6 protein-coding genes are annotated in these 5,273 nt (G+C 69.4%); 2 read left to right on the top strand and 4 right to left on the bottom strand.

The window, feature by feature from the left end; all coding sequences use genetic code 11:
- Positions 1–77 precede the first annotated feature (77 nt).
- Both PSD17_RS23355 and PSD17_RS23350 read left to right on the top strand, forming a co-directional pair.
- The gene (locus PSD17_RS23355) at positions 78–404 is read left to right on the top strand and encodes an NIPSNAP family protein (protein ID WP_013674325.1); all 327 of its coding nucleotides are present in this window, start codon (positions 78–80) and stop codon (positions 402–404) included.
- A 239-nt stretch (positions 405–643) separates the two neighbouring features.
- The gene (locus PSD17_RS23350; RefSeq protein ID WP_013674324.1) at positions 644–1,270 is read left to right on the top strand and encodes an HAD family hydrolase; all 627 of its coding nucleotides are present in this window, start codon (positions 644–646) and stop codon (positions 1,268–1,270) included.
- Between the two features lie 302 nt (positions 1,271–1,572).
- On the opposite strand, the gene PSD17_RS23345 is transcribed toward PSD17_RS23350, so the two are convergent.
- From PSD17_RS23345 to PSD17_RS23330, 4 genes are all read right to left on the bottom strand, one after another.
- A complete protein-coding gene (locus PSD17_RS23345; protein ID WP_339124518.1) occupies positions 1,573–2,160 on the bottom strand; it encodes a TetR/AcrR family transcriptional regulator in 588 nt (195 codons plus the stop codon).
- 214 nt (positions 2,161–2,374) lie between these two features.
- Positions 2,375–2,887, bottom strand: a complete 513-nt coding sequence (locus tag PSD17_RS23340; protein ID WP_013674322.1) for a flavin reductase family protein — start codon at positions 2,885–2,887, stop codon at positions 2,375–2,377.
- 57 nt (positions 2,888–2,944) lie between these two features.
- On the bottom strand, positions 2,945–3,769 hold the full coding sequence (locus PSD17_RS23335; RefSeq protein ID WP_339124517.1) for an alpha/beta fold hydrolase: 825 nt from the start codon (positions 3,767–3,769) through the stop codon (positions 2,945–2,947).
- Positions 3,770–3,815: 46 nt separating this feature from the next.
- The gene (locus PSD17_RS23330) at positions 3,816–5,078 is read right to left on the bottom strand and encodes a metal-dependent hydrolase family protein (RefSeq protein WP_339124516.1); all 1,263 of its coding nucleotides are present in this window, start codon (positions 5,076–5,078) and stop codon (positions 3,816–3,818) included.
- Positions 5,079–5,273 lie beyond the last annotated feature (195 nt).

The raw sequence follows: 5,273 nt of genomic DNA, 5'->3' as shown, positions 1-5,273 counted from the left end.
CCCATCGAGGCCGTCGTCGCCCAGATGGAACTGATGGCCGAGCAGGTCCTGCCCGCCTTCGCCGGACAGGAGCGGGCGTGATCTACGAGGTGCGCGAGTACGTGGCCGTCCCGGGGCGGCTCGAGGCGGTGATCGACCTGTTCACCTCGGCCACCGTGCCGATGCTGGCCAAGCACGGCATGGAGCTGGTCAGCGCCGGCCGTACCATGATCGGCGAGCACTCCTGGGGCGAACTCGTCTACACCCTGCGGTTCGATGACCTCGCCGACCTCGAACGGAAATGGAACGCGATGCTGGCCGACCCGGAGTGGATCGCGGCGCTGAGCGCTGCCGAGGCCGGTGGACCGCTGTTCGCGACGATGCGGCGGCGGATCCTCGACGCCTCCCCGGTGGTCACCGCCTGAGCGGTGACACGAACCGGAGCACGTGCTGCAGCCGGTGTGCCGCAACGGCAAGCTGCTCAGGAAGTGAGACTTCACCGAGCTGATCGCGAACTGTGAGCGCGAGGTTCCGGAGTCCGACTACATAGACTATGTCGGTCGGATGCGGAGCGTCTCGATTGAGATGTCCGTCTGGGCCTGACGCAGTCCCGCCCCGCCCATCCCCTCCCCGCCGGCGCGCCGAGCCACCCGCAAGGAGAACCATGACCCGCCTGCACGTCTTCGACATGGACGGCACGCTGCTGCGCGGCGCCGCCACCGTGGAACTGTCACGCCACCTCGGCACGTTCGAGGTCGCGGACGCCGTCGAACGGGCCTGGAACGCCGGACAGCTGACCGACCTGCAGTTCTGGGAGTCGGTGCTGCCCCTCTGGATGGACGCCTCCGATGCCGAGATCGACGCCGCCTTCGCCGCCGCAGCCTGGATCGAGGGCGTCCCGGAGGTCTTCGCGGACATCCGGGCCCGCGGCGAACACATCGCCGTGATCTCCCAGTCCCCGCACTTCTTCGTGCGCAGGCTGGAGGGGTGGGGTGCGCACCGGACGTTCGGCTCGGACGTCGTGCCCGGCCGTCCGCCGACCACGGATTCGCTGCTCACCCTGCAGGACAAGGTCGACATCACCCTCGGCCTGCTCGCGGACCTCGGGCTGAGCGAGGACGACTGCACGGCCTACGGCGACTCCCGCTCCGACGTGCTGCTCTTCGAGCGGCTCGCCCGCACCGTCGGGATCAACCCCACCGACGTCCTGCGCGACCGGTGCGCCGTCGTCTACGAGGGCCTCGACCTGCGTGCGGCCTACGCGCTCGGCCGGGACCTGGTGGTGTCGTGACGTGACGTCGTCTCCCGCGCTCCGCCGCCGGGGGCCCCGTCAGCCGGGTCATGACCGACGACTCGGGGAGTGAGGCCCCGCCGCACGAGATCGTCGAGGAGCTCAGGGCGCTCGGGGTGCGGGGCGTGCACCTGCGGGGCTGCGCGGACGCGATGCGGTCTCGTACTGGCCGGCCTGTGCAGAGCCGACGGTGCGGACGGCGGGTTCTGCAGGACACCGCCACCTGACGCCCCGCCCGCGGCGGGCCCACTACCGCTACGCCGCATCTTCGTACCCGCCAGTTGATCTCCTCGAGCACGCTCTCAGCCGGGAGGGGTGGCTGCGCTTGCGCCACCCGTGACCTCGCCCTGGTCGTGAAGCAGGATCAGGCGGAACAGGTCACGTAGTTCATCGTCGGACTGGTCGTCGCGACCTTGTATCAGCTGCGCGCTGGCACCTTCCCAGGCCGCCTCGAGGAACCGGGCGGTGCGTGCGCTGTAGAGACGTTCCACGCCCGCGCGCGCTGATTCTGCCCATGAAGTGACGAGCTCTCGGTAGGCGGGGTCGCGGACGCTCTGGGCGTAGAGCTCGTAGAGCAGGGTGCGTTCTCGGTCGCTGTCCTTGAGCGCGTTCACGACCGCGAGCGCCGCGTCGATCATGGACTCGAGGTCGGTGGCTTCGTGGAACTGACGTTCGTACAGGGCCGAGGTGTGCGAGACGAAGAGCCGGAACGCCTCGAGCAGTAGATCGTCGAGGTTGGCGAAGTGGTAGCTGGTCAGCCCGAGGGACAGCCCGGCGGCGCCGGCGACCCGTCGGTGGGTGACGCCCTTGACCCCGTACTCGGCCGCAACATCGAGGGCTGCATTGAGGAGGGCGAGGCGGGTGGCATCGGAACGAGGTCTTGCTCGCACTGCACAACTCCTTCCACCTGCCTGGCCCTCGTCAATGCTGGGAGAACCATAGTGTCTCGTCACGTCCGCCGTAGGACGCTCCGCCGGATTTCGGGACCGGCGCACGCTCGGGCGGCGGGTCGGCCGTGTGGCTGCGGCCTCGTCGAGCGGTGCCCCAGATGCGGCCCGGAAGAGAGGGGTTGGGACTGCCCCGGCCCGCGACACGGCTGCTGGGTCAGGATTCGAGTGCGACGAGGCGCCGGAACCGGCTGCTGTGGAAGACCAGCGGCTCGTTGCGGGGGTCTCCGGTCAGACGGTGGATCTGCAGCAGCACGATGTCGTGGTCGCCCGCGGGCAGCTCGGAGTGCACCGAGCAGTCGAGCCATGCTGCAGCGCCCCTGACGAAGACGGCGCCGTCTTCGCTGGGCTCCCACGGGACGTCGACGAACCGGTCGCGGTCCTTCGCCGCGAGCGAGCGGCACAGTTCCTCCTGGCCGTCTGCGAGCACGCTCACCCCCAGCCGGGGCAACTGCCGCAACCGCGGCCACGTCGTCGAGCTGTGTGCGACACAGACCGACACCAGCGGTGGGGTGATCGAGACAGAGGTGAACGAACTCGCCGCGATCCCGACGGGCTCCTCGTCGTCCAGCGCGCAGACAGCTGTCACGCCGCTGGGGAAACAGCTGTAGGCCCGCCGCAACTCCGCCTGGTCAACGGGCAGCGGACCGAAACTCAGTTGTGATGCCATTGATCTACTTTCGGCTCGGGTTGTCAGGGTCACGCGACGGAGGGTGAGCGGCGCGTATCAGCGAGCACCGCGCGCCGCCTGATTTGCCTCGAACCAGGCCGATGCGACGTCGTTGAACTGCTTCGGGTCGTCCTGGTGCAGGAAGTGGGTGACGCCTGTCCAGAGCTCGACCCGGGTATCGAGACCGAGCACGTCGACGAGGTGCGACTCCCAGGTGTAGGTCGGCTCGTGGGCGTAGATGCACAGTGTCGGCCGGCGGCGCTCGCGGATCGAGCGTTCGGTCTGCGGGCGAAGCCCCGGCGCCTCCTCGCCGCACCACATGCCGGCAAAGGTTTGCCACACGACCTCGGGCCCGAGTGCGAGCGCCTGTAGCCGGCGTCGGGTCCGGCGGGCGGCGGTGACGCTGTTGTGTATCTCCGGCTCGAGGTCGGCTGCCACCGCGGCGCGTTCTGCGCTGTCGGCGGAAGCCGGGTCCCCGATGATCGCGCGAACCCGGCCCTCCCACTCCTCGGGCTGCCCGTAGGCCGGGTCGATCAGCAGGACCGAGCGAACCAGGTCCGGGCGGCGCACAGCCACCAGGTCGGCGATGATGCCGCCCAGGGAGTGCCCGACCAGATGGCTGTCGCTCAGGCCCAGATGGTCGAGGACTGCGATCACGTCCTCGGCGAGATCCACGCTCCCGTACCCGCACGCGGTCCGTTCGGAATGCCCGTGCCCCCGCAGGTCGAGTGTCACGACACGCGCGTCGCCGGCGAAAGCAGAAATCTGGTCGACCCAATCGGTCGAGTCGCTGCACCACCCGTGGATCAACACGATGGTGCGGTCACCGCTGCCGAACTCCGCCACGAAGCAGCCGAAGCCCCGAACACGAACCCAACTCATGCCTTCCTGCTCTCCCTGTGGTGGCCCGCTCGACCTGGCGCCGCGGTCAACTGAGGACCGAGGCCGCAGCGGCGAGATAGTCGCTGCGGTCCACACCGGCGGTGAGGACGTGGGCGATGTTGTTCTGGTCACCGAGCAGTCGGATATCGGACAGCACGTCGCCGGTGACGACCACGACGTCCCCGGCGAAGCCGACTGCGAGCTTGCCGATCTGGTGTTCGCGCCCGAGCAGCTCGGCCGCGGTGACCGTGGCCGTGGTCAGGGCTTCCTCCGGTGTCATGCCGTGCTCGACGTAGAGCTCCAGCTCCCGGGCATGCGCACCGAAGGGGCACAGCGTGCCGGAGGAGTCGGTGCCCATGGCGATCCGGACTCCGGCCTGGCGGGCGATGGCGAAGGCCTCGATCGTGCGGTCATGGGCGTCGCGCAGGTCCTCCACGTCCTCGGGGGTGAGTCCGCGGCGGGTTCCTTCGCGTTGGCACCAGTCGTCGAAGGCCATGGTCGGCACCAGGTAGCTTCCGCGCTCGGCCATCTCCTTCGCGGTGGGCTCGTCCAGGTAGGAGCCGTGCTCGATACTGTCGACCCCGGCGGCGAGGCTGCGGCGGATATCGTCGATCGACAGTGCGTGTGCGGCGACCCGTAGGTCGAGGTCGTGTGCCTCGTCGACGATCGCGGTGAGCTCGGCGACGGTGTAGTTCGGCCTGTGGGGCTCTTCGGCGGGTGACATTCCGCCGCTGACCATGACTTTGATGAAGTCGGCACCCTCGCGAGCTTGCAGTCGGACGAGCTTGCCGCACTCGTCGACACCGTCGGCGATGTCCCGGCGGCGGCGGGGGGTGCAAGGCGGATAGGACCGGTCGCCGTGGCCGTTGGTCATGGTGATCCACCACGGGGAGACCAGCAGCCGCGGGCCGATGGTCGGGCCCCGCTCGACGAAGTCGCGCAGCTTGATCTCTCCGACGTCGCGGTGTCCCATCACCCGCAAGGTGGTGAAGCCGGCCGCGAGGGCGCGATGGGCGTTGCGCAGCCCGTGCAGCAGCTTCGCCGGCTTGGTCACCTGCCTGCGGAAGGCGGCGCTCGCCACCACGTTGTCGTGGTCGGAGTTGGTCGTCAGGTGTACGTGCGCGTCGATCAGACCGGGCAGGACGGTGCAGCCGCTCGCGTCGATCCGTCGTGCCCCGGCGGGCACCGCGGCGTCGTCGGCGGGCCCGACGTACGTGATGATCCCGTTCTGGATGACGACGAGGCCGTCGACGTGGTGTGTGCTCGGTGCGGCCCAGACCAGGCCGCCCTCGATGGCGATGTCGTTCACCTGTTCACCGTCCCGCTGGTAGGTGGGTACGTCTGGGGCAGGGAGCTCGGCGACAGCCGCCTACGTGTCGCCGAGCCCCGGCATGTCGCCGAGCCGCTGAGGCGGTCAGACCCTGGAGGGCGTGCGGTCCTCGGCGAAGGCGGGCAGGACCTGCTCGGCCATCAGTTCCATCTGGGCGACGACGGCCTCGATGGG

It is taken from the genome of Pseudonocardia sp. D17 (assembly GCF_036984265.1).
Taxonomy (GTDB): domain Bacteria; phylum Actinomycetota; class Actinomycetes; order Mycobacteriales; family Pseudonocardiaceae; genus Pseudonocardia; species Pseudonocardia benzenivorans.
Note: the sequence above shows the minus strand (reverse complement) of the source record. Positions and strands in the feature narration are given on the sequence as shown.

Excerpts from the sequence above, each read along its gene's own strand:
- PSD17_RS23340 (WP_013674322.1), bottom strand. The coding sequence starts at position 2,887 with ATGGCATCACAACTGAGTTTCGGTCCGCTGCCCGTTGACCAGGCGGAG.
- PSD17_RS23335 (WP_339124517.1), bottom strand. The coding sequence starts at position 3,769 with ATGAGTTGGGTTCGTGTTCGGGGCTTCGGCTGCTTCGTGGCGGAGTTC.
- PSD17_RS23350 (WP_013674324.1), top strand. The coding sequence starts at position 644 with ATGACCCGCCTGCACGTCTTCGACATGGACGGCACGCTGCTGCGCGGC.